This window comes from Acidovorax sp. HMWF018 (assembly GCF_003061035.1).
GTDB lineage: Bacteria > Pseudomonadota > Gammaproteobacteria > Burkholderiales > Burkholderiaceae_C > Acidovorax > Acidovorax delafieldii.
In genome coordinates, this window is sequence record NZ_QAIM01000540.1 from 5247 (window position 1) to 8386 (window position 3140).

Genomic DNA, 3140 nt, shown 5'->3' on the forward strand with positions numbered 1-3140 from the left:
GCCGGCGCAACGCGACCGCCACAGCCATGGCGCCAGACACCATCAGCCTGACGGTGACAGACGCCGCTGCAGTGGAACGCTGGCTGGCCTGACGGCAGCAAAGCCCTACTGCCTTGGGTATATTGCTGCAGCTTTCATAACCAACCATAACCCCCAGGAGATTTCATGGCTTACGAAACCATCGAGGTGCGCGTTGAAGCGGACAAGGTCGGCATCATCACCCTCAACCGGCCCAAACAGCTTAACGCGCTGAACGACCAACTCATGAATGAACTGGGCGCTGCCCTCAAGGCGTTCGACGCTGACGAGAAAATCGGCTGCATGATCGTCACCGGCAGCGAGAAGGCTTTTGCGGCGGGCGCGGACATTGGCGCCATGGCCAAATACAGCTTCGCTGACACCTACAAGGGCGACTACATCACCCGCAACTGGGAGACCATCCGCTCCATTCGCAAGCCCGTCATCGCCGCCGTCAGCGGCTTTGCATTGGGCGGCGGCTGCGAACTGGCCATGATGTGCGACTTCATCATCGCCGCCGACAATGCCAAATTCGGTCAGCCCGAGATCAAGCTGGGCGTGATCCCTGGTGCCGGTGGCACGCAGCGCCTGCCCCGCGCCGTGGGCAAGTCCAAGGCCATGGACATGGCGTTGACAGGCCGCATGATGGACGCGACCGAAGCCGAGCGCGCCGGACTGGTCAGTCGAGTGGTGGCTTACGACAAGCTCATGGACGAAGCGTTGGGCGCTGCCATCATGATTGCCGGCTTCTCGCAGATCGCCGTCATGGCAGCCAAGGAATCGGTCAACCGCGCCTTCGAGGGCACGCTCGCCGATGGCGTGATGTTTGAGCGCCGCCTGTTCCACGCGCTGTTTGCCACGCAAGACCAAAAGGAAGGCATGGACGCGTTCATGAACAAACGCGCCGCTAACTTCACACACCAATAATTTTTGTTCTATAATTCTGGTTTCCGGTCGTATAGCTCAGTTGGTTAGAGCGCAGCATTCATAATGCTGATGTCGGTGGTTCAAGTCCACCTACGACCACCAAATACAAAAACCCACAGTGCGGCAACCCACTGTGGGTTTTTTCTTTCAGGCGAGCCTCAGAACCTGTTCTTGTGCCCATCGAAGCACAGAGCCGCTTGACTTGTCAGAGGGATATGCCACGCTGGCAACCCCTTCTAAAATTGTGCCTTCAGCCCCTGGATGTAAACCATGAACCGCTGCACCACACCCTCTTCCAGCCGCTACCCCGCCCAGCGGGGGCCCCGCTTTTTCCATGCCGCATGGATGGCCGTGGTGACCTGTGCGGCCCTCTGCGCCGTGGCACCGGCCTCGGCTCAAGTCCAGCCAGGCCTGGGCCTCTCACGCCCGTTCCCCGAAGCCGCACTGCGGGGCACGCTGAGCATCAACACCGCATCCGAAGCCACACTCAATGGCAAGACCATCCGCATGGCCCCCGGCATGCGGCTGTTCAGCCCCCAGAACACCTTGGTCATGGCACACACGGTGCTGGGCCAGACCTTCAAGGTCAACTACATGCTGGAGAACAGCACCGGCATGCTGCATTCCGCATGGATCCTGACCGAAAGCGAGGCAGCACAGCCCCGCAAGGGCAGCGACGCCATCGTCACCAACATCACGACCGGCTCGGGCGCCGCCCTGAAGTAACTCCTTTCCGGTGCGGCCGCACAGCCACCGCGCCGTTGTGACATTCACAGTCTCCGCACCATGCCGGGTGCGGTGTTTGCTTGCTCTTTTGCGAAATTGCCATGGCCAAAAAAGTCTTTATCAAAACCTTCGGCTGCCAGATGAACGAGTACGACTCGGACAAGATGGCCGACGTGCTGAACGCCGCCCAAGGCTACGAGCCCACGCAGAACGTGGACGAAGCCGACCTCATCCTCTTCAACACCTGCTCGGTGCGTGAGAAGGCGCAAGAAAAGGTTTTCAGCGACCTGGGCCGCATCAAGCACCTGAAGGCGCGCGGCGTGAAGATCGGCGTGGGCGGGTGCGTGGCCAGCCAGGAGGGCGCCGAGATCATCAAGCGCGCGCCCTACGTGGACGTGGTGTTCGGCCCCCAGACCCTGCACCGCCTGCCCGAGATGCTCAACCAGCGTGAGCGGCTGGACAAGCCCCAGGTGGACATCAGCTTTCCCGAAATCGAGAAGTTCGACCACCTGCCGCCCGCGCGGGTGGAAGGCGCGTCGGCCTTTGTGTCGATCATGGAAGGCTGCAGCAAATACTGCAGCTACTGCGTGGTGCCCTACACCCGTGGCGAAGAGGTGAGCCGCCCATTCGATGACGTGCTGGTCGAAGTGGCGGGCCTGGCCGACCAGGGCGTGAAGGAAATCACCCTGCTGGGCCAGAACGTGAATGCGTACCTGGGCAAGATGGGTGGCACGGCAGAGATTGCCGACTTTGCGCTGCTGCTCGAATACGTGTCAGACATCCCCGGCATCGAGCGCATCCGCTACACCACCAGCCACCCCAACGAGTTCACGCCTCGCTTGATCGAGGCTTACGCCAAGCTGCCCAAGCTGGCCAGCCATCTTCACCTGCCCGTGCAGCACGGCAGCGACCGCATCCTGATGGCCATGAAGCGCGGCTACACCGCCATGGAATACAAGAGCACGGTGCGCAAGCTGCGCGCCATCCGCCCCGACCTGGCCATGAGCAGCGACTTCATCGTGGGCTTCCCCGGTGAGACCGAAGACGACTTCAACAAGATGATGAAGCTGATTGACGACATCCACTTCGACAACAGCTTCAGTTTCATCTTCAGCCCCCGCCCCGGCACGCCTGCCGCAGGCCTGCATGACGACACGCCGCACGACGTGAAGCTGCGCCGCCTGCAGCACCTGCAGGGCGTCATCAACGCCAACATCAAGTCCATCAGCGAGAGCCGCGTGGGTACGGTGCAGCGCATCCTGGTGGAAGGCGCCTCCAAGCGCGACGCCACCGAGTTGATGGGCCGCACCGAATGCAACCGCGTGGTCAACTTTGTAGGCCAGCCCCGCCTGGTGGGTCAGATGGTGGATGTGACCATCACCGAAGCCAAGGCCTATACCTTGCGCGGCGAGGTGCTGACGCACGAAACCGCCGCACTGGCCGGCTGACGCGCAGGCACAGACGCCGCG

3 protein-coding genes and 1 tRNA gene are annotated in these 3140 nt (G+C 61.7%); all 4 read left to right on the forward strand.

Annotated features, from left to right (window positions below; all coding sequences use genetic code 11):
• Positions 1 to 165: 165 nt before the first annotated feature.
• Positions 166 to 945 carry an enoyl-CoA hydratase gene (locus DBR23_RS22915; protein ID WP_108499685.1) on the forward strand — a complete coding sequence of 260 codons (780 nt, stop codon included), beginning with the start codon at positions 166 to 168 and terminating at the stop codon, positions 943 to 945.
• A gap of 25 nt (positions 946 to 970) precedes the next feature.
• Positions 971 to 1047 (forward strand) — tRNA-Met (locus DBR23_RS22920).
• 168 nt (positions 1048 to 1215) lie between these two features.
• Positions 1216 to 1671: a hypothetical protein gene (locus DBR23_RS22925; protein WP_199227783.1), complete on the forward strand. Its 456-nt coding sequence runs from the start codon at positions 1216 to 1218 to the stop codon at positions 1669 to 1671.
• 101 nt (positions 1672 to 1772) lie between these two features.
• Positions 1773 to 3119, forward strand: coding sequence for a tRNA (N6-isopentenyl adenosine(37)-C2)-methylthiotransferase MiaB (gene miaB / locus DBR23_RS22930; protein WP_056066299.1), 1347 nt, complete (start codon positions 1773 to 1775; stop codon positions 3117 to 3119).
• Positions 3120 to 3140 lie beyond the last annotated feature (21 nt).

Bases quoted from the DNA above. Each gene is read 5' to 3' on its own strand.
- DBR23_RS22925 (WP_199227783.1), top strand. From the start codon at position 1,216: ATGAACCGCTGCACCACACCCTCTTCCAGCCGCTACCCCGCCCAGCGG.
- DBR23_RS22915 (WP_108499685.1), top strand. From the start codon at position 166: ATGGCTTACGAAACCATCGAGGTGCGCGTTGAAGCGGACAAGGTCGGC.
- miaB (WP_056066299.1), top strand. From the start codon at position 1,773: ATGGCCAAAAAAGTCTTTATCAAAACCTTCGGCTGCCAGATGAACGAG.